Annotated in this window: 17 protein-coding genes and 1 riboswitch; of the genes, 9 read left to right on the top strand and 8 right to left on the bottom strand. The window is 73.6% G+C overall.

All coding sequences use genetic code 11. The features are described 5' to 3' along the window. Window positions 1-3: 3 nt before the first annotated feature. A complete protein-coding gene (locus tag OG422_RS13910; RefSeq protein WP_405743067.1) occupies window positions 4-1,110 on the bottom strand; it encodes a DUF2332 domain-containing protein in 1,107 nt (368 codons plus the stop codon). A gap of 385 nt (window positions 1,111-1,495) precedes the next feature. Further along, a riboswitch (cyclic di-AMP (ydaO/yuaA leader) is annotated at window positions 1,496-1,649 on the top strand. Window positions 1,650-1,661: 12 nt separating this feature from the next. Here OG422_RS13910 and OG422_RS13905 point away from each other — a divergent pair. The 3 genes from OG422_RS13905 to OG422_RS13895 all read left to right on the top strand — a co-directional run bounded on the left by OG422_RS13905 (window position 1,662) and on the right by OG422_RS13895 (window position 5,259). After that, a complete protein-coding gene (locus tag OG422_RS13905) occupies window positions 1,662-2,822 on the top strand; it encodes a M23 family metallopeptidase (RefSeq protein WP_405743065.1) in 1,161 nt (386 codons plus the stop codon). Between the two features lie 241 nt (window positions 2,823-3,063). After that, window positions 3,064-4,005, top strand: coding sequence for an aldo/keto reductase (locus tag OG422_RS13900; RefSeq protein WP_405743063.1), 942 nt, complete (start codon window positions 3,064-3,066; stop codon window positions 4,003-4,005). A gap of 129 nt (window positions 4,006-4,134) precedes the next feature. Further along, entirely contained in the window at window positions 4,135-5,259 is a 1,125-nt protein-coding gene (locus OG422_RS13895; RefSeq protein ID WP_405743061.1) for a protein kinase family protein, read from the top strand. 348 nt (window positions 5,260-5,607) lie between these two features. On the opposite strand, the gene OG422_RS13890 is transcribed toward OG422_RS13895, so the two are convergent. Beyond that, window positions 5,608-5,910, bottom strand: a complete 303-nt coding sequence (locus OG422_RS13890) for a hypothetical protein (RefSeq protein WP_405743059.1) — start codon at window positions 5,908-5,910, stop codon at window positions 5,608-5,610. Window positions 5,911-6,149: 239 nt separating this feature from the next. Here OG422_RS13890 and OG422_RS13885 point away from each other — a divergent pair, with 239 nt between their 5' ends. Continuing rightward, window positions 6,150-7,100 carry a YDG/SRA domain-containing protein gene (locus tag OG422_RS13885; RefSeq protein ID WP_405743057.1) on the top strand — a complete coding sequence of 317 codons (951 nt, stop codon included), beginning with the start codon at window positions 6,150-6,152 and terminating at the stop codon, window positions 7,098-7,100. A 71-nt stretch (window positions 7,101-7,171) separates the two neighbouring features. Here the strand turns inward: OG422_RS13885 and trmB are convergent, their stop codons facing one another. Next, entirely contained in the window at window positions 7,172-8,077 is a 906-nt protein-coding gene (gene trmB, locus OG422_RS13880; protein WP_405743055.1) for a tRNA (guanosine(46)-N7)-methyltransferase TrmB, read from the bottom strand. 767 nt (window positions 8,078-8,844) lie between these two features. Here trmB and OG422_RS13875 point away from each other — a divergent pair. Further along, window positions 8,845-10,581, top strand: a complete 1,737-nt coding sequence (locus OG422_RS13875) for a PQQ-binding-like beta-propeller repeat protein (protein ID WP_405743053.1) — start codon at window positions 8,845-8,847, stop codon at window positions 10,579-10,581. An 89-nt stretch (window positions 10,582-10,670) separates the two neighbouring features. Here the strand turns inward: OG422_RS13875 and lhgO are convergent, their stop codons facing one another. Beyond that, window positions 10,671-11,879, bottom strand: a complete 1,209-nt coding sequence (lhgO, locus tag OG422_RS13870) for an L-2-hydroxyglutarate oxidase (protein ID WP_143944022.1) — start codon at window positions 11,877-11,879, stop codon at window positions 10,671-10,673. A 326-nt stretch (window positions 11,880-12,205) separates the two neighbouring features. After that, a complete protein-coding gene (locus tag OG422_RS13865) occupies window positions 12,206-13,654 on the bottom strand; it encodes an MFS transporter (protein WP_405743051.1) in 1,449 nt (482 codons plus the stop codon). A 708-nt stretch (window positions 13,655-14,362) separates the two neighbouring features. Between OG422_RS13865 and OG422_RS13860 the strand changes: the two genes are divergently transcribed. Beyond that, the gene (locus OG422_RS13860; RefSeq protein ID WP_405743049.1) at window positions 14,363-16,444 is read left to right on the top strand and encodes an asparagine synthase-related protein; all 2,082 of its coding nucleotides are present in this window, start codon (window positions 14,363-14,365) and stop codon (window positions 16,442-16,444) included. A 45-nt stretch (window positions 16,445-16,489) separates the two neighbouring features. On the opposite strand, the gene OG422_RS13855 is transcribed toward OG422_RS13860, so the two are convergent. Beyond that, on the bottom strand, window positions 16,490-18,439 hold the full coding sequence (locus OG422_RS13855; RefSeq protein WP_405743047.1) for a sigma-70 family RNA polymerase sigma factor: 1,950 nt from the start codon (window positions 18,437-18,439) through the stop codon (window positions 16,490-16,492). A 223-nt stretch (window positions 18,440-18,662) separates the two neighbouring features. After that, entirely contained in the window at window positions 18,663-19,550 is an 888-nt protein-coding gene (locus OG422_RS13850; RefSeq protein ID WP_405743045.1) for a TetR/AcrR family transcriptional regulator, read from the bottom strand. A 442-nt stretch (window positions 19,551-19,992) separates the two neighbouring features. Here OG422_RS13850 and OG422_RS13845 point away from each other — a divergent pair, with 442 nt between their 5' ends. Together OG422_RS13845 and OG422_RS13840 are read left to right on the top strand one after the other, a co-directional pair. Then, on the top strand, window positions 19,993-21,372 hold the full coding sequence (locus OG422_RS13845) for an NAD(P)/FAD-dependent oxidoreductase (protein ID WP_405747780.1): 1,380 nt from the start codon (window positions 19,993-19,995) through the stop codon (window positions 21,370-21,372). Window positions 21,373-21,695: 323 nt separating this feature from the next. Then, window positions 21,696-23,504 carry a SpoIIE family protein phosphatase gene (locus OG422_RS13840; protein WP_405743043.1) on the top strand — a complete coding sequence of 603 codons (1,809 nt, stop codon included), beginning with the start codon at window positions 21,696-21,698 and terminating at the stop codon, window positions 23,502-23,504. Between the two features lie 132 nt (window positions 23,505-23,636). Here the strand turns inward: OG422_RS13840 and OG422_RS13835 are convergent, their stop codons facing one another. Next, window positions 23,637-24,941, bottom strand: a complete 1,305-nt coding sequence (locus tag OG422_RS13835) for an MFS transporter (protein WP_405743042.1) — start codon at window positions 24,939-24,941, stop codon at window positions 23,637-23,639. A 215-nt stretch (window positions 24,942-25,156) separates the two neighbouring features. Between OG422_RS13835 and OG422_RS13830 the strand changes: the two genes are divergently transcribed. Further along, window positions 25,157-25,714, top strand: a complete 558-nt coding sequence (locus OG422_RS13830) for a MarR family winged helix-turn-helix transcriptional regulator (RefSeq protein WP_405743040.1) — start codon at window positions 25,157-25,159, stop codon at window positions 25,712-25,714. Window positions 25,715-26,337: the final 623 nt, after the last annotated feature.

Raw genomic sequence — 26,337 nt, 5'->3', positions numbered from 1 at the left:
CCCCTACGCCACCCAGTGGACGCTCTGGCCGTGCGCTCCCGTCAGGGCCACCGGGCGGTCGTCGAGCGCGAGGGTCAGCAGCCGCTCCTGGTCGGCCGGGGTGAGGCGGCCGGCGGTCGGGGCGGGCCGCCACGGGGTGACGGAGTGGTGCTCCTGGGAGATCCAGTGGCCGCCGCCCGGCCGCGCGGCGAGCACCGTGCGCACCCGGTCGGCGAACCGTTCCCGGTGCGTGGGCGGCAGATAGGGCAGCACGGCGGTGTGAAAGACGACGAGCGTGGCGTCTTCCGGGACCCGTGCCGCCAGCGCGGGCAGCTCCTCGACCAGGTCGCCGCGGACGATCTCGGGCCGCGGCGCCGTCCGTACCGCGTCCACGGCGGCCGTCAGGCGCTGTGCGCGCTCCGGGGTGCCCGGCCACACCAGGGACCGCAGCCAGCGCAGCGCCTCGGGGTCGTCCACCGGGTCGAGCGGGGCGAGATCGATGCCGCCGCGCCACACGATCTCCGGCAGCCGCGTGGGCGGTGCCGCGTCCTCCTCGGCCACCCGGTCCTCCCGCCCGACGCGGCACCGGAAGGTGACCGGACTGTCCGGGGCCCCGAGGGTGGACGCCTCCGGGTGCGCCGCCGTTCCGGGCGTCCCCAGGGCGGCGTCCGGCTCGTACGCGTACCGGTAGCGATCCGGGTGGAGGCAGAGACCGGCCGAGGTGCCCACCTCCAGGAGGGCCAACGGGCCGCGGAGGCGGGCCAGGACGGGCAGCAGGGCGGCGCAGCGGGCCGGTTCGTTGGTCTGGGTGGAGCGGCTCATGACGACCGCGCGGACCTCGTCCCAGTGCCGGATCGTCCACTCGCGCCAGCGGCCGTACGCCAGCTCACCGCGCGGGCCCTGCTCGGCGTGCGGGCCGTCGAGGTGGCGGACGGCCGCCAGCAGGAGGTTGGGCTGCTGCTTGTTGCCCACCGGGAGGGAGGCGGCGAGGAGTTCGCACAGCTCCGGGTCCTGCCCGATCCGCGCCGTCAGCTCCTCGTGGGCCGCACACCGGCCCCGCGCCTCCCACCAGGAGAAGTCCCGGTAGCGCGCTGCCAGGGCCGGTGCGTTGTTGACGAAGTCGACGACCATGATCAGACGCTACTGCCCTCACGGAGAGTGAAGGGTGCGCACCCCTCCGCATAACAAGTGATGCACAATCACGCGGAGGCCGTTTCGTGAAAGGCGATCAACTCGCCCGGCTTCACCGTTCGTTGTCCCGAAAAGTCTTGGCCAATGACTGTAGTCGGATGGAGCGGATTCGCGGGATCGCTTGGAAATCGGCCCCGATCTCTATTACTGTCCGATAACGGAGCGCGGTCGTCCCAGCCGTCGCCGAGGCGGCACCGTGCCCCCACGCCGAATCCCGTACGCGCTCTTCAGGTATGCCGGGCATCCAGGCACACCGGTGGTCACTTCCGTATACGGCGCCTCCTTGCACGCCGATGCGCCGATATTTCGTGAACTGCCGTGACGTGTCCTGAATTTGCCTCGGGCGGCCCGAGCGGCGCGGAGGGAACCGGGGAACCACCACCATGGGGTGAATCGGACGCCTCGGCCAGAGGCCGCCCGTAGGAGACCTTCCTGCTCCGAACCCGTCAGCTAACCCGGTAGGCGCGAAGGAAGGAAAGGAGTGCGCCCCCGTGGCGTCCAACAGGCTTGCCCCCGAGGCCGCGTCCGCCCGCCCCCTCCCCCAGGATCTGCCAGGGTCCCTTACCGATACGGCCACCTTCGCCCCGGGCGCGTTCGCCCCGGAGGGCCCCGGTCCGTACGGCGCGGCGGACGACGGGCCCGGTGAGTGGAACCCGACCGAGGAGTCCGTGCGGTCGGCCCGTGGCCGCCACCGCGTCGCCAAGCAGCGCGGCGGTCTGGCCCGGGGCGGCACGGTCCTCGGCGTCGGCGTGATCGCGGCGGTCGGCGCCGGCGGCATGGCGACCGCCGAGGAGAAGCCGCCGGTCCCGATCTCCATGCCGGACATCGGCTCCCTCGCCGCCGACGTCACCGGAGCGCTGCCGGACGCCGAATCGCTGCCCGGCATCGGGTCGTTGCTCGGCTCCTCCGACGACGCGGGCGACGCGCCCGGGGCGGTCACCGCCGCGGCGCCGCTGTCGTCCGCCGGGATCACCACCGAGGACGGGCAGGGGGCCGGCGCCGGAGAGGCGCTGCGCAGCCGCATCCTCCAGCAGGCCGACACCCAGCAGGCGGCCGCCGAGCGCGACGCCCGGGACGCCGCCGAACACACCGCCCTCGTCCAGGCGGAGAAGACCGCGGCGACGGACCACAAGGAGGCCGTGGCCGACGCGAAGGCGGAGCGGGCCGAGGCCGCGCGCAAGGAGGCCGCCGCCCGGGCGAAGCGCGAGGCCGAGGCCCGCGCGAAGGCGGAGGCGGCGCGCCTGGCCGAGCTGGCCAAGAGCTATCTGCTGCCGGTCACCTCGTACACCCTCACCGCGAGCTTCGGCCAGCCGGGCGACCGCTGGGCTGCCGACCACACCGGCCAGGACTTCGCCGCCCCTACGGGCACGCCGGTCAAGGCCGTGCACTCCGGGACCATCACCCAGGCGGGCTGGGCCGGTGCGTACGGCTACCGCATCCTCCTCACCCTCGACGACGGGACGGAGCTGTGGTTCTGCCACCTCTCGTCGATGGTGAAGACCGGCGGCAAGGTCTCCACCGGCGAGGTCATCGGCCGCGTCGGCGCCACCGGAAACGTCACGGGCCCCCACCTCCACCTGGAGGTCCGCCCCGGTGGCGGCGATCCCATCGACCCGATGCCGTGGCTGCGTGGGCGGGGCCTGAACGTCTGAGGACGGGGAGCGCGAGGGGCGGCCCGGGGCGTGCGCGGTGGTGCCGCGCGCCGGGCAGGACCCCGGGCGGGCCGGGCGCGTGGCCGGGGCGTGCGCGGCGCGCGGCGTGCGCCGGTCGTGGCTCCGGCGGCGCGCGCGGGCAGCGCTCGGCCCGGGGCGGGCAGTTGGGGCGGCACTCCGGGTGGGCACCCGGATGCCGCGCCCCGGAATGCCCCCGCCCTACCGCGTGTTGAAGTGACGCATGACCACCACACGTAGGCCGCTCGGTTCGCTCTCCGTCTCCCCGCTCTGCCTCGGCGGCAACGTCTTCGGCTGGACCGCCGACGAGGCCGAGTCGTTCGCCGTGCTCGACGCGTACGTCACCGGCGGCGGCAACTTCATCGACACCGCCGACGCCTACTCGGCCTGGGTGCCGGGCAACAAGGGCGGCGAATCCGAGACCGTCATCGGCGACTGGCTCGCCGCCCGCGGCAACCGCGACGACGTCGTCATCGCCACCAAGGTCGGCGCCCACCCCGACCTCAAGGGCCTCTCTGCCGACACGATCAAGAAGGCCGTCGAGGGTTCGCTGCGCCGCCTGCGCACCGACCACATCGACCTCTACTACACCCACTACGACGACGAATCGCTGGAGGTCGGTGAGTTCCTGACCGTCCTCGACGACCTCGTCCGGGCCGGAAAGGTCCGCGAGATCGCCGCCTCCAACATCTCGGCGCGGCGCCTGGAGGAGGCCCTGACCTTCTCCGAGCGCGAGGGCCTCGCCCGTTACGTCGCGGTCCAGCCGCAGTACAACCTGGTCTCCCGCGACACCTACGAGGGCGAACTGGCCGATGTCGTCGCCCGCCACGGTCTGGGCGCCGTCCCGTACTACGCGCTCGCCTCCGGTTTCCTGACGGGCAAGTACCGCCCCGGTACGGACGTTGACAGCGCCCGGTCCGGCGAGGCGGCCGCGTACCTCGCCACCGAGCGCGGCGTCCGCGTCCTCGCCGCCCTCGACGCCGTCGCCGCTGCCCATGGTGCGGAGGTGGCCACCGTCGCCCTCGCCTGGCTCGCCGCCCGCCCCACGGTCACCGCCCCGATCGCCAGCGCCCGCACCACCGCCCAACTCCCCGCCCTGCTGGCCGTACAGGGCCTCCGGCTCAGCGCCGAGGAACTGACGTCGCTGGATGAGGCTTCGGCGTAAGTTGGCGTAAGGCGGCGTGAACGGTGGGCCCGCCTTGGTCGTTGAGCGCCTGAGGTGGGCCTGCCCGGTGCATGGGTAGACGCGGGGTACGGGTCGGGAGGTCGGATGTGCCGGGAGGCGGAGTCGCCCATGGATGAGCCCCGCGTATCAGGTACGAGGCCCGCGGCGGAGACCGAGCCGCTTCCCGCCGCGCGCCTGTCGGCGTACGCGGACGTGGGCGCGCGGCTCTCCCTGCTGAGCGACCGCGGGCTCACCGATGCGGTGGCCGCCGCTCCGGCGCGCGGTTCGGGCATCGGCGGCCGGCGGGCGGAGATGGAGGTCGAGGGGCGGCGGGTCTTCGTCAAACGCGTCCCGCTGACCGACCTCGAACTGCGGCCGGAGCACGTCCGCTCGACCGCCAACCTCTTCGGCCTCCCCCTCTACTACCAGTACGGGGTGGGCTCGGCGGGGTTCGGCGCCTGGCGGGAACTGGCCGCGCACCTCATGACCACCGCCTGGGTCCTGCGGAACGCGTACGCGGGTTTCCCGCTGCTGTACCACTGGCGCGTCCTGCCGGACCGGCCCCCGGGCGACTTCGCCGACGCGTTCGGCGGCGTCGAGGGGGCCGTCGCCCACTGGGAGGGTTCCTCCGCGGTACGCCGTCGGCTGGAGGCGATCGGCAGCTCCTCCTTCAGCCTGGTGCTCTTCCTGGAGCACGTGCCCCGGACGCTCGCGGACCGGCTCTCCGACCTCCGGAACGGCGCCTGGGCGGAGCCCGGCGGCAGCGCGCCCTACCGCTGGGCGGAGAACGAGCTGCTGCGCGGCACCGAGTTCATGAGCGCCCACGGGCTGGTCCACTTCGACACCCACTTCGCCAACCTGCTCACCGACGGCCACCGGGTCTACTTCACGGACTTCGGCCTCGCCCTCAGCCGCGACTTCGACCTCTCCGCCGAGGAGAGCGCCTTCCTCACCGACCACCTGGTGTACGACCGCTCGTACGCGCCGGGGCATCTGCTCCGCCACCATCTGCCGGAAGCGGTGCGCGGCGGCATCGATCAGGGAGCCTTCCTGAGAGCTTGGATCGCGGGTCGTCGGCCCGAGGGCGTTCCCGCTGAGATCGGCGCGCTCATCGATCGGCATGCTCCGCATGCGGTGGTGCTGGATGAGTTCCACCGGCGGCTGCTCGGGGTGAGTAAGCGGACGCCGTTTCCGGGGCGCGAGGTGCGGAGGGCGTGGGGTGGGGGCGGAGTGTCGGGCGCGGGGCCGGCCTGAAGGACCGGCCTGGCGGCTCGGCCCGGCGCTAAGCCCGGCCTCGGCCCGGCCTCGGCTTCGACGCCCGCTGAGCCGTCTGTTCGGGGCCAGCCTGGGCCGGCCAGCCGCTGGCAGGGCCGGGGCAGGCTGACGGCTGCCGGGGCCGGGCCCGTGTCCGGCTTCGTCGCGCTCGGCGTGGAGGAGGGTGAGGGGTGAGAGGTGAGAGACGAGGGGCGAGGGGCGACCGGCCGGTCCTGGTCCGGTCGGCCTCCGGCTGCGCCGGGGCGGCACGGTCCCGCCTCGGGCTGGGGCGACCGGTCCGGCCCCGGCCTCGGGCCTGCCGACCGTCCCGGTCCCGCCCCGGCCGGGTCACCCGCGCCGGTCCGCCACCACCCATGACGCCAGCGCCATGCCACCGGCCACCGTGAACACCGACGGCCACGCCCCGATCTTCTTCGCCAGCGGATGCGACCCGGCGAACGCCGCCACATACGCCCCGCCCAGCGCCGCCGCGGCCTTCCCGCCGGCCTTCTCCTGCCACCCCTTGGCCGCCACCGCCCCGGCAGCGGCCAACGCCACCCCGCCCAGGGGCCGCTTCTTCGTCCACCGAGCCACGGCGTAACCACCCACGAGGCCGGTCGCGGCCACTGCTGCTGTCGGAATTCCTGCCATCACTCATGCCTCTCGTTCACGGGTTGGATAAACGTCTCGCTGCTGGACTTTACGCCCATCCCGTCGGCTCTGGAGGGGCTGCCCGGCGAGCTATGGCGTCCGGGAGAGTGCTGCCTGCCAGCAGCCGCAAAGCAGTTGAGCGTTACGGGGGTTGTGCCGTAGGAGGCGAGCAACTGTGGCTCTGCGCACATCGCTCGTAGACGCGTGCCATTTCTCTGGCGGGTTGGCAAGATCAACCCATGGCGAAGGCGAAGTCGGCACCCGTTTGTTTTGGCACCCCTGATGGGGTAGTCGAGGGACAGTGGTTCAAAGGGCATCGGGAATTGCATCGAGCGGGGGTGCACCGCACCTCTGGCAAAGGAATCGCGGGAACCGCTTCGAAGGGCGTAGATTCCATCGTTCTCTCCGGTGGATACGTAGACGATGTCTACGGTGAAGAAGAGATCATCTATACCGGAGAAGGGTGTCGAGACAGGGACACCGGGCGCCTTTACGCGGACCAGAGCATGGAAAGCACAGGCAACGCTGGATTGCTACTCAATGAGGCACGTGGCGACGCGGTCCGTGTCATTCGCGGCCTGAAGATCGAGGGTAAGAAGCGGCGCAGGACAATGGGTGGGTATGAGTATTGCGGCTTGTTCCGGGTGGCCGATCACTGGATGACCGTCGGGAAAGAGGGCTTTCGCGTCTGTCAATTCAAGCTAGTGAAGTTGGCGCCCGGCGAAGTTCCCACGCCGAAGCCGATTGCGCTGCCGCAGGGCGATGGCACCCCTATTGAGGAGCAGGTGCGTCGCGCCGTGGAGTACGAGCTTCTGGTGCGAGACTCCAAGGTGGTTCGTACCGTGAAGAAAATGTACGACAACACATGTCAGATATGTGAGAGTCGCCTACAGGTCTCCCCCGAAGGCGAGGCATATAGCGAAGCCGCGCACATTCAGGCACTGGGTAAGCCGCATAACGGCCCAGATGTGCTGGAAAACGCTCTCTGTCTGTGTGCTAACTGCCATGCGTTGTTTGACCGCGGTGCACTTCAACTATCCGATCATCTTGACGTGCTCAACGGGTTGACGCGGGAAATGAAATGGAAGCTGAAGAAGGTTCGGGAGCATGACATAAAGGTCGAGTACGTGCGCCAACACCGGCGGCGTTGGGACGATCGATTTAGTGCGCCCATCGATCGCGAAAACTGAGGGGCGAAGGCGAAAGAAAGCTGCCGCGCCGCCACCTCAGACGCCACACCATGACGGGCGCCCCTCTCCCCCTACTCACCCCGCCGGAACATCAAGTCATGCACCACATGCCCCTTGTCCAGGCCCTGGCCCTCGAACTTGGTGAGGGGGCGGAAGGACGGGCGGGGGGCATAGTCCGGGTAGAGGTTGTGGAGGGTGGGCTCGGCGGTGAGGACGGCGAGCATCTGCTCGGCGTAGGGCTCCCAGTCGGTGGCGCAGTGGACGAGGGCGCCCGGGGCGAGGCGGGTGGTGGCGAGGCTGATGAAGTCCGGCTGGATGAGGCGGCGCTTGTGGTGGCGCTTCTTCGGCCAGGGGTCGGGGAAGAAGACGCGCAGACCGGCCAGGGAGCCGGGGGCGAGCATCTCGCGCAGCAGGATGATCGCGTCGCCGTTCGCCACACGGATGTTGGTCAGGCCGTTCCGTTCGGCGAGGGCGAGGAGGTTGCCCTGGCCCGGGGTGTGGACGTCGCAGGCGAGGATCCCGGTGTCCGGGTCGGCCGCGGCCATCTGCGCGGTGGCCTCGCCCATACCGAAGCCGATCTCCAGGACGACCGGGCGGCCGTCGAAGAACGTGTCGAGGTCGATACGGGAGAGCCCGTCGATGTCCCGCCCCCACACCGGCCACAGGCGGCGCAGCGCGGCGGCCTGAGTCGGCGAGACGCGGCTGCGGCGGGGCTGGAAGGAACGGATCCGGCGCTCGTGGTGATCGCCGGCCGGGTCGGCGGCGGGCCCGCTCCCGTCGGGGAACATCGGGCCGTCACGACGGATCCGCGTCGCGCCGGTCGCCCCGGCGTCGCCGGACTCCGGGGCGCCGTCGATCGCGTTGCCGTGGCGCGCAGTGACGTCGGCCGGGATGCCGTCCGCCGGGGACGGGCCGGCGCCTTCCGGGACGCTGATTTCCTGGCTGCCGGACTCGGGGGTGCGGGGGTTCTCGGACACAGTGCGGAGATTCTACGGGCCGGGGGAGGGAACGGCGGGGGCGTGGGGACGACCTGAAGTGACGGAAGTGGCCGAAGTGGCTGGAGTTGCTTGAGTGGGTGAAGTTGCTTGAGTTGCTTTGACCGGGGCTGAGCGGGCCCGAGCCGGCCTTGCCACGGCCGCGACCGGGATACGGACCTGACCTGGGCCTTTGGGGTCAGCCCCGACCTTGCCCCAACCGACCTTGCCCCGACCGGCATCGGCTACGTCCGGCTGCGGGCTGCCCCGCAGCCTTCGCGCACCAGCCGCGCTGCCGAACGCCGCCCTCGTACGCCCCCTCCCCTCCCGCCTCCCGGGGGGCGACCCTGCCCGGGGGCGGTTGGCGCGCTGTGCAGTGGGCTGCATACGATGCGTGGCCGCCACACGAACACAACAGGGGGTCGGCCGGAATGACGCAGGACCAGGGGAACGCGGCTCATCCGCAGGGAGAGCCACCGGGCTCCGGGCCCGGCCGGCCCACCGAAGCGGATCAGGGGCAGGGGCAGGGCGCCGCCCCGGGCGCCACGCCTGCACAGGGCACGCCCGCCCCGGGCATTCCCGCCCCGGGCACCGTTCCCGGCACGCCCACCCCGGGCGCGCCCGCGCCCATACCGGGCGCCACCCCCGCAACCCCCCAGCCCGGGACAGCCCAACCGCCCCCGGACCAGCCCCAGCCGCAGGCCCCGGGCCAGCCGCAGGCTCAGGGCCAGGCCCCGGGCCAGCCCGCCCCCGCGCGTCCCGCCGGGACCATGAAGCTGGCCGCCGTCCAGCAGCCCCCCGCGGCTCCGCCGCAGGCCCCGGACCAGCAGCCCCCGGCTCCTCCCGCCGGAACCATGCAGCTCTCCGTCGCCAAGGCCCCCCAGCAGCCCGCGCCCGGCGCCCCGCCGGCGCCGCCGCAGGGCCGGCCCGGCGCGCAGCAGCCCCCGGCGCCCCAGGGCCACCCGGGACCGTACGGCGCACCGCAGGCCGCGCCCGGCCAGCCCGCTCCGCAGCCCGGAGCGCCCGGCCCCCAGCCCGGAGCGCCGGGACCGTACCTTCCCCCCGGCCAGGGCGTACCAGGGGCGTACGGCCAGCAGGCCGGGGCGCCGGGGTACGCCTATCCGCCCGCACCGCCCGGGGGAGGGCCGCAGGGCCCGGGGTTCGGGCAGCAGTACATGGCCGGGCAGCCGCCGGTTGCCGGGGGCCCCGTGCCGTACCCGGGCGCTCCGGGGCAGCCCGCGCGGCCGTCCCGTGGTGGGCTGCCCGTCGTGGCGATCATCGCCCTCGTGCTGGTCCTGCTGGTCGGCTTGGGTGTCGGTGGGTACTTCGCGCTGACGAGCGGCAACCACGACACTCCGACCGAGGCGAAGCCGGCGAACGCGATGGCCCGCTTGTGGGAGACGGCCCTCCCGGACACCCAGCGGCAGACCGACGACGACAACGGCCTGCGGTCGATGTGGTTCAACGACGACGAGCTCGTCTTCGGGGACGCCGGCGGCGTCAGCGCGTACAACCGCAAGACCGGGAAGAAGACCTGGACGGTCAAAACGCCCAAGCACGCGGGCGAGGTCTGCGCCATGTCGCAGGACACGAGTGAGGACGGTGTGGGCGCCGTCGTCTTCGACGCGGGCGGCGACGACTGCTCGTACCTCTCCGTGGTGGACGCCGACACCGGGCACACCCTCTGGTCCAAGAACCTCAAGGGGGACTCTTCGGAGGACCACCCGCAGGTCGTGGTGAACCGCAAGGTTGTCGCCGTGGCGATCGGCCAGACCTACGCCGGATTCTCCATCAGCGGGGGCGCCGAACTCTGGCACCTGACGTCCCGTGGCCACGACTGCACCGACGGGACCGCCTTCAGCCCCGACTACCTGGTGTGGAGCAGTGAGTGCGACGACAAGAAGCCCAAGCAGCTGCTGACGGTCCAGGACCTGCAGTTCGGCAGCCTGAACTCCCGGACCAAGGGTGACTCGCGGGTGGCGAGCCAGATCCTCTCCGACCGGCCGCTGACGGTGCTGATGGCCTCCGAGGCGAATCTCGTGGACCCCGACCTGTCCATCCAGACCTTCGACAAGGATCTGAAGCCGGCCCACACGTTCAAGATCGAGGGCGAGCTCAAGGACCTGGACCTGCATCCGCGCACCACCTTCGTCGACGAGGACGCGCAGGTGCTGGTGGCGGGCTACGGGAACCTGGGCGGCATCGCGGCGGTCGACCTCAAGACCGGAAAGCTCCTGTGGAAGAAGCAGGGCACGCCCGTCGCGGAGGGGGACGGTGAGGTGATCGGTGTCGCCAACGGCCCGCAGCAGGACCCGGTGCTGGTCTCGTTCGACGTCCGCGACGGCACGCAGACGGTGAAGGGGACGCTCTACGACCCCAAGCACGAACTGGCCTCGCCGCACCTCATGTCGCTCACCTGGAGCGAGAACGAGCAGACGCTCTATCTGGAGGACAAGCGGCTGAGTGACGACCAGCCCATCCTGCGGGCGTACGAGCTGAACGGCTGACCTCCCCGCAGCGTCACACCCTCGCGCACCGGCTCCCCAGCCCTCCCGGACACCGGGGGCGGCCGGGGAGCCGGTGTTCTGCTGTCCCCTTACCCCAGCACCTCCCGAACCCGCCCCGCGATCTCCCGCCCGATGGGCAGCGACGCCGTGGCCGCCGGGGACGGGGCGTTGAGGACGTGGACGATGCCGGGGGACTCGGCGAAGAGGAAGTCGTCGACGAGGGTGCCGTCGGGGAGGACGGCCTGGGCGCGGACACCGGCGGGGGCCGGGCGCAGGTCCGCCTCGGTGACGGCGGGCAGGAGGCGGCGCACGGCGGTGGTGAAGGCGCGGCGGGAGAGCGAGCGGTGCAGCTCGCCCGCGCCGTACCGCCAGTGGCGGCGGGCTATCCGCCACGAGCCGCGGTAGGCGAGGGTGGCGGCCAGCTCGGCGGGGCGGACGGTGCGCCAGTCGTAGCCCTCGCGGGCCAGGGCCGGGACGGCGTTCGGGCCGAGGTGGACGGCGCCGTCGATGCCGCGGGTCAGATGGACGCCGAGGAACGGGAACGCCGGATCGGGGACGGGGTAGACCAGGCCCCGGACGAGCCCGGCGCGCTCCGGGGCGAGGAGGTGGTACTCGCCGCGGAACGGCACGATCCGCATGCCCGGGTCGTCGCCGGCCAGCCGCGCGATGCGGTCGCTGTGCAGACCGGCGCAGTTCACCAGGGCGCGGGCGCGGTGGACCGTGCCGTCCGCCGTGGCGACGGCGACCCGGCCCGCGCGGCGCCCGATGCGGGTCACCTCGGCGCCGTACGCGATCTCGGCCCCGGCCTCCTGGGCGAGGCGGGCGAAGGTGCGGGCGACGGCGCCGAAGTCGCAGATGCCGGTGGTGCCGACGTGGATGGCGGCGAGGCCGCGGACCTCCGGCTCGTGGTCGGTGATCTGGGCGGGGCCCAGCTCGCGTACGGGCAGGCCGTGCTCGCGCCCGCGCTGGATGAGGGCGTGCAGCCGGGGCAGCTCCGCGCGGTCGGTGGCGACGATCAGCTTGCCGGTGACCTCGTGCGGGATGCCGTGCTCGGCGCAGAACGCGACCATCTCGGCCGACCCCTGGAGGGCGTAGTGGGCCTTGAGGGAACCGGGCGGGTAGTAGATACCGCTGTGGATCACGCCGCTGTTGCGGCCGGTCTGGTGCCGGGCCGGGCCGGACTCCTTCTCCAGGACCTTCACGCGCAGCCCCGGCACGGCGCGGGTGAGGGCATGGGCCGTCGAGAGTCCGACGATGCCCGCACCGATCACCAGCACGTCGCAGTCGTACGCCGCCACTGCACCTCCCCAACCGCGAGAACGCGGGAACCGCCCCCGACGCGGACCGCCCCTGACCGCGGCCCGCTCGCCGTCGCCCGACGACCTACCCCATCATGACGCGAGGTACTGACAACGCGGCGTGACCAGGGCGGGAACTCTCGCAGAGCCTGCGAAACCGCGGCGGAAGCGGGCAACCCCGACGGAACCGCCGGGCAGGCCGACCGCTCTCGGCCCCGGTCGAAGCGGCACCCGACGGAGCCCGGAGACCGCGTCCGGCCCGGCGCCACGCGCCCGGCGCGAGCCGCACGCGCCCGGTCGGCCATGCCTTCGCGACCCGACGCCCCCTACGCCGGCGCCGCCAGCAACGGCCGTGCCCGCTCGCGCAGTTCCACCACCCGCGGCTCGTCCCCGTACGGCTCCAGGCGGTGCAGCAGGTCGCGGACGTACTCGGTGGTGCGGGCCGAGGAGATGCGGCCGGCGACCTCGACGGCGCGGGTGCCCGCGGCGCAGGCGGCGTCGAGGTTGCCGGACTCCAGCTCGGCCACGGCGGAGACCACCAGGCGCAGGCCGTGCGAGCGGACGAACTCCTCGGTGGGCCGGGAGAGGGCCTGTTCGGTGAAGCGGCGCACCTGACGGGGCAGTCGCAGGTCGCGGTAGCACTCGGCGGCGTCGGCGGCGAACCGCTCGTAGGAGTAGAAGTCCAGCCAGGGCGGGTCGGCGTCGCCGCCGCGGGAGCGCTCCAGCCAGCCCTCGGCGGCCTTCAGCGCCACCTCGCAGGCGCGGGCCTCACCGGCCTTCGCCTGCGCGCGCGCCTCCACCAGGCGGAAGAAGCTCATGGTGCGCGCGGTGGCCAGTCCGCGGTTGCGCTCCAGCGCGGCCTGGGCGAGGTCGACGCCCTCGTCGGCGAAGCCGCGGTACGTCGCCTGCAGGGACATCGAGGCGAGGACGTAGCCGCCCAGGGGAACATCGGCCGCGGCGCGGGCCAGCCGCAGCGCCTGGATGTAGTAGCGCTGGGCGGCCTCCTGCTGCCCGGTGTCGAAGGCCATCCACCCGGCGAGACGGGTGAGTTCGGAGGTCGCGCCGAAGAGGGCGCGCCCCACCTCGTCGCTGTACGAGGCGAGGAGCAGCGGGGCCGCGTCCACCCGCAGGCACTCCGGCACCATGGACGAACGCCAGTCGCCGCCGCCGTATTTGGAGTCCCAGCGGCGCGCGTCCTCCGCCGCCTCGCGGAGTTTGCTGACATCGCTGTGGCCGACATGCTGGGGTATCGCCGCGTCGGCGGCCGAGGCGGCGTCCTTCTCGCCCGCCTCGACGGCGTCCCGCGCCACCGAGCTGTCGGCCGGGGATATCAGCCACCGGGAGGCGGGGGTGGCGTACGCGCTGACGGCGAAGGATCCGGCCAGGCTCTGCCAGATGCCCCCGCCCCCGGCCCGCCGTCCGGCCAGATCCAGTCGGTAGAGATCGGTGGCGGAACGCACCGCTGCGCCCACATCGCGGGGAAATGTCAGCCCGACCTCGGGCGCCGGATCGGCGTCGCCCAGGCCGATCTCGTGCAGCGGGACCGGCCTCCCGAGCTTGCTGCCGATCGCCGACGCGATCAGATGGGGCGCGGCGCCCTGCGGCACCATCCCCTTGGAGACCCAGCGGGCGACCGACGTCTTGTCATAACGAAGCGTCAGCCCGCGCTGTGCGCCGAGGTCGTTCACCCGGCGCGCCAGACCGGCGTTGCTGATGCCCGCGAGGGCGAGAACGGTGCCGAGCTTCTCGTTCGGCCCGCGTATATCCCTGGACATGCGCACCCCTCGACACTGCGACGGCAGCCCCGGTGCCCCGGGGCGTGCGTCCACCCAGAGTAGTTCGCCGGATCCCGACCGTTAAGGGCCGGTGTCCCGGATGGCGAGATTCATCTTGGGCCGGGGGAGCGGAAGTTGGCATGTGCTCCGGGTACGTGTTGCCGTGCGCCCACATGTGCGCGCTGCCTCCCGGGGAGCGCCGCCGATTCCATGGGTGCCGCGTGGGTCGGCCCGCTGTACTGGATCCGGTGGGCTGGGGGATACCGCCGTTCCATTCCCCGCGGGCGGTGGTCCGGTCCGGGAGGCGCAGCCCGCTTCCCGGACCGTCGCGCGAGCCGGACGCGGCCTCGCGCGACGGTCCGCGCGAGGCGCCGCGGCGCGCCGCCGACTGAACGGAGTTCAGCAGACTTTGGCCGAATAACGCCGGGCGGCGGAAACGCGCCGCGGGTCCGGGCGGCGTCCCCCGGAACGGCGCGGCGCGCCCCGCAGCACGCCCCCGACGCCCGCCGTGCGCCCCGGCCGCGCTCCACCGCGCGCCGCTAGGAGGAGCCCCGCCCGCGACGTCAACTCCCCGCCCCCGGGCGGCGCTCCGCCGCTTCGCTCGGCCCCTGTACGCCCCCGCCGTGGCAGCATGGACCGCACAACGGCTGAAATCCGCGGTACGGGACGGTGGCGCGCCCCCGCGGCACGGGGATGCGGGGAGGCGGCATGCGCTGGTTGGTGGGGTGGAGCAGTGCCACCACGGGCCCGGCCGCCACCGGGGGGAGCCGCACGGTCCTCCCCGTGGGCGCCCAACTCCTGTGGGACGGACCGGATCCGCTGTGGGCGGTCGGCGACTGGCGGCCCGACGAGGTGCGCGTCGTCCGCGTCGACCCGGAGACCGCGCTCGCCGTCTTCGGCGTCTGCGGCGCCACCGACGACCAGCTGCGCGTCGGCCTCTTCGCGGCCCGCGGCGGCGCGCTGCGCCACCTCACCGCCTGGCCCGGCAGCTACACCGCCGTCGTCCGCATGGGCCGCCGCCTCACCGTCACCGGCGATCTCGCCGGGGCCCGCCCCGTCTTCCACACCCCCTGGGAGGGCGGCACCGCCTTCGCCACCGCCGCCCTGCCGCTCGCCGACCTCATCGAGGCCGGACTCGACATCGGCCACCTCGGTGCCCTCCTGGCCTGCCCGGACTCCCCCGAGGCGCTCGGCTCCGGCACGCCCTACGAAGGGGTGCGCCGCGTCCCGCCCGGCCACGCCCTGGTACTGCGCGGCGGCGCCCACGAGACCACCTCGTACGAACCGGCCGCCTCCCTGGCCGTCGCCGCCCCCCAAATCGCCCCGGAGCAGGCGGTGGACGGCGTCCGCGAGGCCCTGGTCGACGCGGTCCGGGCCCGGCTGTCGAGCCCCCGGCACGCCCCCGCCCCGGATGGCCCCGACGGCCTGGACCCGGGTCCGGTGCCGGGCATGGGCCCCGCCGAACGGCGCGCGGCCCGCGGCGCCCCCGCCCCCGGGGTCGGCGCCGACCTTTCCGGCGGCAGCGCCTCCGGCACCCTCGCGCTGCTGGCCGCCGGGCTGCCCGGTGCACCGGGGGCGCTCACCGGCCGCGGTGAGCGCCTCCTCGCCGTCACCTTCACCGACCACACCACCCAGGGGGGCCGCGCCCACCGCGACGCCGAGCTGGAGCGGGCCCGCGCCCTGGCCGACAACCCCCGCCTGCACCACCGCGTCGTCACCGGTGGCGAGGAGGCCCTGCCGTTCGCCGGGCTCGGCACCCTCCCGCTCACCGACGAGCCGGGCCCGTCCCTCGTCACCGCGTTCCGCCACCGCAGCCGGCTGCTCGCCGGGGGCGCCGACCACTTCACCGGCCACGGCGCCCGCCAGGTCCTCGACGCCCACCCGGCCCGCCTCGCCGACCTCCTCCTGGACCGCCGCAGGCGCCATCTGCTGCGCCCGGTCACCGCCCTGGCCAGGGCCGACGGCCCCTCCGCGCACTCCGTCCTGGTGCCCTTCACCGTCTACCGCGCCGCCCGCAAGCTCGCCCGTACGCCCTACGGGACCGGGGTCGCCGAGACGGCGCGGCGCCTGGTGGAGCGGCAGGTCGGCGGCGCCGGTGACCCGGGCGCCGTGGACGCCTCCCTGGCCGCGCTGTTCTGGTGCCGCCCGGGGCCCGCCGCCCGCTGGCTCACCGGCGAGGCGTTGGCCGAGGTGGCGGTGCGGCTGGGCGCGGCGGCGACGCGCGCCCCCGGCGCGGGCAGGCCGGGCGAGCGCCGGGCGCGCGCCGCGCTGGCCCGCCGCGCCACCGACCATCGCGTCTTCGAACAGGCCGCGGAGGTCCGCAGCCAGCGCCTGCACGCGCCGTTCCTCGACAACCAGGTGGTCCTCGCCTGCCGCGCACTGCCCGACACCCTCCGCGTCCAGCCCGGCGCCCGCGCCGCCGTCCTCCGCTCGGTCCTCGCCGGAGCGGGCGTGCGGGACCTGCCGCCGGGCTGGGGCGCCACCGCACACCTCCCGCACACCGCCGCCCTGCGGACCGGGCTGCGCGCCGCCGTCGACGGTCTGGTGCAGCTCTTCGACGCGCCGCTGCTCGCCGACGCCGGGCTGGTGGAGGCGCGGGTCGTCCGCAAGGCGCTGCGCGCCGCCGCCGAGGGCGCCGCGCTGCCCCTGGACGGCCTGGCCGAGCTGGTCTCCACGGAGCTGTGGCTGCGCCGCCTGGTACTGCGGCGCGGCAGCTGCTGGACCGACGCGGCCACGTCTCCGCGCCGCCGCGCGGTCGCCGCCGGGGTGCCGCCCCGGGCCCGCCTCTGAGCGAAGCCGCCGACGGGCCCCGTCAACGCTGTCAATGCTTCCGGGTCAGCGGCAGTTGATCTGCGACTGCGCCCAGTCCGCGAGCGCCAGCGTGTCCACCGGCGTCCGCGGCACCACGCTCAGCCGCAGCGTCTTCACGCCGGTCAGCGGGACGTGCACCGGCACCGCGGGCCGCCCGCCGCGCACCACGCCGGAGCTCCACAGCGGCTCGCCGTCGCCCGCCACGGAGAACCGCACCGCCACCGGCCCCAGGCTGAGATCGTCCACCCCGGCGACCGCGTCGTACGAGGTGCAGGGACGGTTCAGATCGATGACGACGGTGGACGTGCCGTGGACCGTCACGCCGTGCGGGTACGCCCGGCCGTCGATCTCCGGCACGCCCCGCCGCCATATCCAGCTGCTGCCCTGGAGGCGGACCTCCGGCTCCGTACCGTCCCCGCCGAGATCCATCCCCAGGTTGCTGAGGAGGTACGGCGTCGGTTCCGGCGACGGAGTGGGTGTCGGTTCCGGCGACGGAGTGGGCGTCGGCGTCGGCGTCGGGGTCGGCGTAGGCGTCGGCTTCGGCGGGGTGGGCGTCGGCGTCGGCGTCGGCGTCGGCGGAGGCGGAGGCGCCGGACGGGTGGCGGGCGTCGGCGTGGGCTCCGGCGCGGGCGGCGGGGGCGCGGGCGTCCGCGGCGCCACGGCGGGCGTCGGCTCCCTCCTCGCCTCCGGCTTCGGCGGCTCCTGCGCCCCGGTCATCGCCATCGCCAGCGCCGCCCCGGCCACGACCATCACCCCGGCGCAGATCGCGACCTTCACGGGCAGGCCCAGCGCCTCCCCGGCCGCGGCGCCGCCCGCCGCACCGCCCGAGGAGCCGCCACCGGCCGCTGCCGCCGCGGCGCCCGCCCCGGCCACCGCGCCGACCCCGGCCGCCCCGGCGACCACCGCCGCGGCCTTGACCGCGTACGAGGCGGCGAACCAGCCGATGACGGCGACCGGGAGCAGCGCGCCGATCCGCTGGTTGACATCGGCGACCTCGCGCGCCGCCAACCGGCACTGCGCACACGCGTCGAGATGCTTGCGCAGCCCGCGCTCCGCCCGCATCCGCAGCCCGCCACGGGCGTACGCGCCGAGCCGGTCGGCGTACCGCGCGCAGTCGCCACCCGCGGTCAGCGACTGGCTGACATGAGCCTGCAAATAGGCTTGCTTCAGCCCTTCCCGGGCGCGGTGCGCCAGCACCGCCGTGGCGTTGGCGGTCAGCCCGAGCAGCGGCGCGACCTGGCTCGGTGTCTCCTCCTCGACGGTGGTGTGCCACAGCACCGTCTGATAGCGCTCCGGCAGACTGCGGAACGCCCGCATGGCCAGCGTCCGTTCGGCCTCCTGCATCGCCCGGACGTCGGCGCCGAGATCGACCCCGCTGCCCGGACCGCCACCGGCGTCCATCGACGTCCCGGCCGCGGAGACCGCGAACACCGCGAAATCCTCGACCAGCTGCTCCCGCTTCGCGGTCTTCGCCCAGGCGGCCGCCACCCGCCGGACCGTCGTCAGCAGATACGCCCGCACCGCGGTGTCCGGGCCCGCACCACCCCGCACCGCCTGCAGCGTGCGGGCGAACACCTCGCCGGTCAGGTCCTCCGCGGTGTGCGCGTCCCGGCAGCAGTTGCGTGCGTAGCGGCGTACGGCCTCGGCGTGGCGGCGGTACAGCTCCTCGTACGCGCCGTCGTCACCGGCCCGCATGGCGATGATCAGCGCGGCATCGGACGGCGGGGCGCCCTCGGCGCCCTCCGCGTCCACGGGCGGCTCGGGCGCGGCGGACACCGCCTCGGTGCGGTCGCGCTGCGGCGGTACACCGGCGAGCGGCGGCGCCTCGGCGCGGTCGTGACGCGCCGTCGGCCCGGTGGCCGGGGGAGTGGCACCCAGCGGCCTCGTCTGTCCCGTGATCTGCCCGGCCCGTTCGTCCGGATCCGTGGTGGTGTGGTCGCCGCCGCGTCGTTCGTCCCGCCCGTCAAGAGTCATCGCCAAGGCCCCCGAACACGCCGTCATACCGGAACACCGCGCAAGCGTGTCACACGACACGCCCGGGCCGAGGAGTCCGTCCCCTCAACCACTCATCCGGGGCGCGCTGCCCGGAGAGGGCCCCTTCGGCCGCCGTTCCGGGGCACAATGTGCGCGCCCCGGCCCCGGCCACCACCGGAGTCCCGGCCGGGACGCGCCGCCCCGGCCGGAGCCCTCCGGACCGTCAGCCCTGCGGCCGCGACCGCAGCCCCTCCAGCAGGATGTCCAGCAGCCGCGCGGACGCCGCCTGCTGATGCCCCGGATCGGGCAGCGTCGGCGCGCTCGTGGCGATCACCAGCAGAACGTCGCCGACCGTGACGTCCGGCCGCAGCGCCCCCGCCGACCTGGCGCGCTCCACGAGCCGCCCCACCACGTCCAGCAGCGCGGGCACACCCCCGGACCGCTCCTCGGCGCCGTACGCGTCCGCGGCAGGCTCCCCGCCCGCCACGGGCAGCCGTTGCTGCGGCACCCGGGCGCCGGCGGCCGCACCGGCGGAATCGGCCGCACCGGCGGAATCGGCCGCACCGGCGGAATCGGCCGCACCGGCGGAATCGGCCGCACTCTCGGGCGCCTCCGCCGCCTCCGCCGCCCGCTCCGTACCGGCGCCGACGCGCAGGACGTTCGGCGGCAGCAGCCGCCCGGCGCCCGAGGCGACCGACGTCCGCAGGAAGCGGGAGAGTGCCGACCAGGGGTCCTCCTCCTGGCCCAGCGCGGTGCGCGCCTGCTCGGTCAGCCGGGAGGTCTCCTCCTCCGCTATCCGCCGCACCAGCACGTCCTTGCTGGGGAAGCGGCGGTAGACCGTCCCGACGCCGACCCGCGCCCGCCGCGCGACGTCCTCCATGGGCGCGCCGTATCCCAGCTCGCCGAAGACCTCGCGCGCGGCGCGCAGCACGTGCTCCAGATTGCGCTGGGCGTCCACCCGCAGCGGTGCGCTGCGGGAGCCTCCTCCCGCGGGCCGCCCGGCAGGCCCGGTGCGGCCGTCGGCGTCGTTGCCGTGCGCCGTGGCGGCCCGGCCGCCGTTACCGGGCGCCGTGGTGACGGTGCCCGACCAATGTGTGCCCTGAATATGCATCTGTGATCCCCCGGTCATGACGTCTCCCCCCGGAGACTCCCCGCCCTGACGGAAAGGGGCGCGCCGATGAGTGGGCCCGCCCCCATGAACTACCGAACATAGTTGAGCCCCGGTCAAGATTGAAGGGTCAGTTCCGGGCACACCGCACCCCCGATCGGCCTACACCGGCACCACCTTCTCCACGGCGTTCGCCCGCCGCACCGTCGCTGCCCGTCTGACCTGCGCGCCTCGTCCGCACAACGCGGAAGCCGACCCTCCGTCCGGGCCCGTGCGACCGCCCGCGCATTTCGTCGAGCCTGTGGACAAAGCGCGGCCGGGAAGGCGTCATGGAACAGTGCTGTGCCTTCCCGGGGGCACAGTGCCTCCTGGGGCTGCCGTGCCGTCGGCCGGCCCGGGGGCCTGCCGGGACCGGTCCACCGCGAGGAGAAGCTCTGTGAAGGCTGTGTCTTCGAACGATGTGGCGCGCATCCTGATCGTCGGCGGCGGCTACGTGGGCATGTACACCGCCCTGCGGCTGCAGCGGAATCTCAAGCAGGAGCTGCGGCAGGGCTCTGCCCGGATCACCGTGGTCGACCCCGAGCCGTACATGACCTACCAGCCGTTCCTCCCCGAGGCCGCGGCCGGATCCATCTCCCCCCGCCATGTCGTCGTGCCGCTGCGCCGCGTGCTGCCGCAGTGCCAGGTCGTCATCGGCGAGGTCACCGCCCTCGACCACGACGCGCGCACCGCCACCGTCGAGACCCTCGCCACCGAGGCGGCGGGCGCCGCCGACACCGAGATCGCCTACGACGAGCTGATCCTCGCGCCCGGCTCCGTCTCCCGCACCCTCCCGATCCCCGGACTCGCCGACCACGGCATCGGCTTCAAGACCGTCGAGGAGGCCATCGGCCTGCGCAACCACGTCCTCGAACAGCTCGACATCGCCTCCTCCACCCGCGACCCGGCGGTCCGCGACGCCGCGCTCACCTTCGTCTTCGTCGGCGGCGGCTACGCGGGCGTCGAGGCCCTCGCCGAGCTGGAGGACATGGCCCGCTACGCCGTCCGCTACTACCACAACGTCGAGGCCACCGACCTGAAGTGGATCCTCGTCGAGGCGACCGGAAAGATCCTTCCCGAAGTGGGCCCCGAGATGGGCCGCTACGCCGTACGCGAGCTGCGCGCCCGCAACATCGACGTCCGCCTCGACACCCGCCTCGACTCCTGCGAGGACCGGATCGCCGTCCTCAGCGACGGCTCCCGCTTCCCCACCCGCACCCTGGTGTGGACCGCGGGCGTCAAACCGCACCCGGTACTCGCCGCCACCGGCCTCCCCCTCAACGGCCGCGGCCGCCTCAAGTGCACCGCAGCCCTCCAGGTGGACGGCGTCGACCACGCCTGGGCCGCCGGTGACGCCGCCGCCATCCCCGACCTCACGGCCCCCGAACCCGCCACCCCGGACGACCCGCCCGCCCTCTGCGCCCCCAACGCCCAGCACGCGCTACGCCAGGCCCGCACCCTCGCCGAGAATGTCGCCGCCGCCGTCCGCGGCGGCCCGCTCCTCGACTACCGGCACAAGTACGCCGGATCCGTCGCCTCCCTCGGCCTCCACAAGGGCGTCGCCCACGTCTACGGCCGCAAGCTCAAGGGCTACCCGGCGTGGTTCATGCACCGCGCCTACCACCTAAGCCGCATCCCCACCTTCAACCGCAAGGCCCGGGTGCTCGCCGAGTGGACCCTTTCCGGCCTGTTCAAACGCGAGATCGTCTCGCTCGGCTCGCTGGAGAATCCCCGCGCCGAATTCGAACTGGCCGCCGGAACGGGCCGCCACAACGAGACCAGCTGACCGGCCGCCCCCGGGACGCGCCGCGCCCCACCGGTGCGGCCCAGCGCCACCGGGTCCGGCCGGGCGAAACGGAGTCCGGAACTCCACCCCGGTGCCCAGACGTCTGACGGATACCGCCCGGGTCGGCCACACTGGTCGTGTGACCATGGGTGGGCTCGTCTCCGCGAAGAGTAATAATCACGAGGAAATCGGACGTTTGCCGCATCACGTCAGAGGGCGCCACGCAGGGCCCCGGCCGACCGCCCGCCGGTCCCCCGGCGGGCACTTCCCCCGCGCCGACGGCCCGAGCCCGCGCGACGAAGCGAAGTAAGAGGTACCCCTCCGTGATCTTCACGCGCTGGAGCGCCAAGCTCCCCCAGCGGCGCACCGCCCGCCCCGGCCGGACCGCACGCCCGGCCGCCGCCACGCCGAACGGCCAGCAGGCGCCCGCCGCCCGCCCCACCGCGGCCGAGCCCCCGGCAGGCGGCGCCGTCCCGGCCGCCCGCGCCGAGGCGTCCGGCCCCACCGCCCCCGACGGCGACACCCCGCCCGGCGCCCCCGAAGGCACCGCCCACCCCGGCGCCGCCACCCCGCCCACCGTCGACGCCCTCTCCGTCCACGACATCCTCGGCACCATCCCCGCCCTGGTCGCCGTCGTCTACGGCCCCGAGCACCGCCTCGCCTACGTCAACGCCGCCTACGCCACCGTCTTCGGCCCCCGCCCGGCCGGCCGCACCGCCCGCGAGGCCCTGCCCGAGCTGGACGAACTGGGCCTGCTGCCCCTGATGGACCAGGTCCTGCGCAGCGGCCGCCCCCGAACGGTCAAGTCCCGCCGGGTCCGCGCCGGAGCCGGCCGCGCCCGCGACACCTACTACACCTTCACCTGCACCCCCATCGAGGTCGCCGCCAACGGCCCGGCCCCCGACCCGGAGGTCGCCTGCGTCGCCCCGCACAAGGGCGTCCTCGTCTTCGGCGCCGAGGTCACCGACCAGATCGAATCGGCCGAACGGCTGCGCGCCAGCGAGGCCCGCCAGCGCGCCGCCGCCGTCACCCTCCAGCGCTCCCTCCTCCCGCAGGAGCTGGAGCAGCCCGACGACCTCCGCGTCGCCGCCACCTACCGCCCCGGCGGCACCGACGCCGCGGTCGGCGGCGACTGGTACGACGTCATCACCCTCGGCGGCGGCCGTACCGCCCTCGTCATCGGCGACGTCATGGGCCGCGGGGTCCGCGCCGCCGCCGTCATGGGCCAGCTGCGCACCGCCGTCCGCGCCTACGCCCGCCTCGACCTGCCGCCCCACGAGGTCCTCCAGCTCCTCGACGGCCTCGCCGCCGAGATCGACGCCAGCCAGATCGCCACCTGCGTCTACGCCGTCCACGACCCGAACGAGGGCCGCCTGGTCTACGCCTCCGCCGGGCATCTGCCGATCCTCGTCCGTGACGCCGACGGCACCGTCCACCGCACCGCCGAGCCGACCGGCCCGCCCCTGGGCACCCTGGGCACCGGCGGCTGGCTGCACACCTCCGGCACCGTTCCGCTCGGCCCCGGCGCCGCCGCCGTCCTCTACACCGACGGCCTCGTCGAGCGCCGCGACAAGGACATCGACCACGGCGTCGAGGCGCTGGCCGCGGCCTTCGCCGGGGCGGACGACGACCCCGCCGTCGTCTGCGACCGCCTGCTGCGTTCCATGGGCATCACCGACGCCCACGACGACGACGTCGCGATCCTCGTCGTCCAGCACCCCGAGCGCACCGGCCACGACGCCGAGCTGTTCCACAACGCCGTCCTGGAGCTGCACGGCGGCACGGAGGCGGCGCCGCGCGCCCGCGCCTTCGCCTCCGGGGTGCTCGCCTCCTGGCGCTTCGCCCCCGAGCTGCACGACCTCGGCGTCCTCGCCGCCAGCGAGCTGGTCGCCAACTCCCTCCAGCACGGCACCCCGCCGATGCGCCTGCGGCTGCGCCGTACGGACCGCCGCCTGATCGTGGAGGTCACCGACGGCGACGACCACCTCCCGCGCCGCCGCACCGCCGAGCCCGCGGACGAGGCGGGCCGCGGCATCTCCATCGTCGCGACCATCGCCTCCAACTGGGGCTCCCGCCGCACCCCCGACGGCGGCAAGGCCGTCTGGTGCGAATTCGCCCTCCCGTCCCCGTGACCCCGTGACACCGGGGGCCGCAGGCCCGCACGTACGACGAACGGCCCGGCGCACATCGCCGGGCCGTTCCACGAACCACTCACCCCGTACGGGACCTCCCTACGGGCACGGGCCACCGCCCGCCGGGACCGCTCAGGCCACCGCCACCGCGGCCTCCGCACCGTCCACCGCGTCCTCCGCCGGACGGGCCGGAACCGCCGCTGTGCGGTGCGGATTGTCCTGCGCCGGGGTCAGCATCCGCCCCAGCCGCAGCGACAGCACGGTGATCCCCAGCGCGCACACCACCAGCATCCCGATGTACGCCACCGACATCCCGTGGCCCACCATCAGCGCACCCACGGCCGGACCGATCGCCAGCGCCAACTGCTTGACGAGCGCGAACGCCGAGTTGTACTGCCCGATCAGCGACGCCGGGGCCAGATCGGCCACCAGCGGCGCCACCGTCGGCGACAGCAGCGACTCCCCGATGCCGAACAGCGCGTACGTCGAGATCAGCAGCGCCGTCGCCACCACCTGCGCGCCGTGCACCAGCCCGGACAGACCGGCCGCGATCCATGCCACCGTCCAGATCAGCCCGACCACCGCCATCACCCGGCTGCGGCGCCGCCGCTCCACGAGCTTCAGCACCACGAACTGCGCCACCACGATCGCCGCCGTGTTGGCCGCCAGCGCGATACCCAGCGTGGCCGGCGCGATCCGGGTGACCTCGGTGGCGTACGCCGCCAGACCCGACTCGAACTGCCCGTAGCAGGCGAAGAAGAGCACGAACCCCAGCACGCACAGCCACACCATCCGCCGGTCGGCCAGCAGCGCACGCCAGGCACCCTGCGGCCGCTCACCGGTCGGCACCGCATCCTCGACCTTCGGCGCCCGCGGCAGCCGTACGGTCGCCACCGCCGCGCCGAGCACCAGGAACATCGCCGCCTCGATGGCGAAGAGCCGCACGAAGCTCGACGCATGCGTCTCGTCGACGAGCAGCCCGCCGACGAGCCCGCCGATGCCGAGCCCGAGGTTGTTCAGGAAGAACTGCGTGGCGAACGCCCGCGAGCGGGTGACCGTCGTCGAGCACCACACGATCATCGTGGCGAGCGCCGGCTGGATCACCGCGATACCGGCACCGAGTGCCACCGCCGACGCGATGACCTGCGCCTCGCTGCTGGACAGCCCGAGCCCCAGCGCACCGAGCGCCGCCGAGACCGTACCGACGACGATCACCGGAAGGGGCCCGCGCCGGTCGATGGCCCGACCGGTCAGCGGCAGCACGGCCAGCGCCGAGATCGCCAGCATCGCCAGCACCACACCGGCGGTACTCGCGCCCAGGTCCCGCACCTTCGCCACATAGACGTAGAGATACGGAACCGTGAAGCCGTTGCCGAACGCGCTCAGCGCGTTCCCCAGCTGGATCCGGCGCAGCGCGGCGCCCATTGCGGTGGTCACACTCACCTACCTAGGTCAGGTCGGAAGACGGTCAGGAAGTACGGGACGAACTGCGGAGGAAGCCCGGCGGACGGGCGCGCGGACACACGAAAAGCCCCCGCCTCTCCAGGGGACCGGACGATCACACCCTGAAGACTTCAACTCTAAAGTTCGAAGCTAAACAGTACATGGCGAAGGACTTCAACGCCAATGAGTTCCATGCCATACTGCGGCGCATGCCTGAGACCTCAGATACGGCCGGTGGCGCCGAGCCGAGCCTTGAGGAACAGATCGCGGCCTATCAGCGAGAGTTCCAAGACCTCGACCCCCAGGTGGAACAGGTCGTCTCCGCACTCCAGCGGCTCAACCGGCGGATGAATGTCGCCTACGGACGCCAGACCGCCACCCTCGGTATGAGCAACGCCGAATGGGAGGTCCTCAAGGCCCTCGTCGTCTCGGGCGCCCCGTACCGCCTCGGCCCCGGCGAACTCGCCAAGCGCCTCGGCCTCACCCCCGCCGCGATGACCCACCGCATCGACCGCATGGCCGCCGAAGGGCTGGTCAACCGCGAACGGGACGAGAACAACCGGGTCCGCGTGATCGTCGAGCTGACCCACGAGGGCCGCGAGAAGTGGCTGGAGGCCATGCGCATGGCCTCCGTTTTCGAGGAGGACCTTCTCCAGGACCTCGACGGCGAGGAGCGCCGCATCCTCGGCGCAGTCCTCACCCGCCTCCTGCGCCGCGTCGAGGAGGCCCAGCCCGACGCCGAGGGCCGCCTCAGCGACCTCGACTGACCCGAGTTGACACGGCCCTGGCCGATACGTAGTGTTCTCCGAGTTGCCACACAGCCGGAACGGTTCTGTGGCAGCCATCCGCCGCATCGCGGCACACCACTACCGCACGACTCCTCACCGGGACGAATTTCGGCATGCCCGAATTTCACACCGCGACGTGATTATGCGTCACCGAGGAATTCCGCTAAAGTAGTGACCACGCCAAGGCGCCGCAAACGAAAGTAAGCGGACCGAGGCAAACCCCTCCGACGGGTAATCGGAAACGAATTCGGACCGGAAACGGCAGCGAATCGGATCTGATAGAGTCGGAAAGGCCGGAAAGCGAAAGCGAGAAGGCCAACCCCGCTCCGACAGGGGGCCGGAAACGCCCAGCGGATCTGGTAAGGTTGGAACCGCGGAAAAGCCGAAAGGCCGGACCGCACCGGCGAAAATCAGGGCCGAAAGGATCTGATAGAGTCGGAAACGCAAGACCGAAGGGAAGCGCCCGGAGGGCCTGGTGAAACAGGCACAAAGGAAGCGTCCGTTCCTTGAGAACTCAACAGCGTGCCAAAAGTCAACGCCAAATATGTTGATACCCCGTCTCCAGCATCACGCTGGGACGAGGTTCCTTTGAAAGCCCACCG

It is taken from the genome of Streptomyces sp. NBC_01525, from assembly GCF_045040405.1.
Classification (GTDB): Bacteria; Actinomycetota; Actinomycetes; order Streptomycetales; family Streptomycetaceae; genus Streptomyces; species Streptomyces benahoarensis.
Note: the sequence above shows the minus strand (reverse complement) of the source record. Positions and strands in the feature narration are given on the sequence as shown.

Excerpts from the sequence above, each read along its gene's own strand:
- OG422_RS13910 (WP_405743067.1), bottom strand. The coding sequence starts at position 1,110 with ATGGTCGTCGACTTCGTCAACAACGCACCGGCCCTGGCAGCGCGCTAC.
- OG422_RS13900 (WP_405743063.1), top strand. The coding sequence starts at position 3,064 with ATGACCACCACACGTAGGCCGCTCGGTTCGCTCTCCGTCTCCCCGCTC.
- OG422_RS13895 (WP_405743061.1), top strand. The coding sequence starts at position 4,135 with ATGGATGAGCCCCGCGTATCAGGTACGAGGCCCGCGGCGGAGACCGAG.
- OG422_RS13890 (WP_405743059.1), bottom strand. The coding sequence starts at position 5,910 with ATGGCAGGAATTCCGACAGCAGCAGTGGCCGCGACCGGCCTCGTGGGT.
- OG422_RS13885 (WP_405743057.1), top strand. The coding sequence starts at position 6,150 with ATGGCGAAGGCGAAGTCGGCACCCGTTTGTTTTGGCACCCCTGATGGG.
- OG422_RS13875 (WP_405743053.1), top strand. The coding sequence starts at position 8,845 with ATGAAGCTGGCCGCCGTCCAGCAGCCCCCCGCGGCTCCGCCGCAGGCC.
- OG422_RS13865 (WP_405743051.1), bottom strand. The coding sequence starts at position 13,654 with ATGTCCAGGGATATACGCGGGCCGAACGAGAAGCTCGGCACCGTTCTC.
- OG422_RS13860 (WP_405743049.1), top strand. The coding sequence starts at position 14,363 with ATGCGCTGGTTGGTGGGGTGGAGCAGTGCCACCACGGGCCCGGCCGCC.
- OG422_RS13855 (WP_405743047.1), bottom strand. The coding sequence starts at position 18,439 with ATGACTCTTGACGGGCGGGACGAACGACGCGGCGGCGACCACACCACC.
- OG422_RS13850 (WP_405743045.1), bottom strand. The coding sequence starts at position 19,550 with ATGCATATTCAGGGCACACATTGGTCGGGCACCGTCACCACGGCGCCC.
- OG422_RS13830 (WP_405743040.1), top strand. The coding sequence starts at position 25,157 with ATGCCTGAGACCTCAGATACGGCCGGTGGCGCCGAGCCGAGCCTTGAG.